The following is a 383-nucleotide window of genomic DNA, read 5'->3' as shown; positions in this document are numbered from 1 at the left end:
GTAGTAGATGTTGGTATTCAGGATGCCGACAAAAACCAGCAGGTCGTGAACGCCGACGGCAATGAAAATCACCATGCAAACCGTCAGGATCTGCTGCTCGATTTCGCGGCTGCGCCACGAAAACCACAGCAGCAGACCGCAGCTTCCGATGAAACCCGCCATCGGTATGAGCGCCCAGAGTGCTCGCGCATCGGCAATCGCCGAGCCGGGAGTCACGATCAGCCAGCCGCTGCCGATCAGCACGATCGCCCAGAGCGCTCGCTCGGCGCGTGGGGCGCGGCGTCGGCAAAAACGCAGTACGAAGACCATGAAGCTCGCGCAATAAAGCTGAAACGCGATGGAGCTGAACTTCTCCCACGCATGCGTCGTTGCGAATGGCCACG

The 383-nt window shown here is 60.1% G+C and carries 1 protein-coding gene; it reads right to left on the bottom strand.

What is annotated here, in order from left to right:
• Positions 1-383, bottom strand: a 383-nt coding sequence (locus tag SB847_RS20590) for a 7TM diverse intracellular signaling domain-containing protein (RefSeq protein ID WP_410578419.1), incomplete at both ends; no start/stop codon positions are given.

The organism is Bacillus sp. SIMBA_026 (assembly GCF_046535335.1).
Lineage (GTDB): Bacteria > Bacillota > Bacilli > Bacillales > Bacillaceae > Bacillus > Bacillus velezensis.
This window is presented reverse-complemented; position numbering and strand designations above follow the sequence as displayed.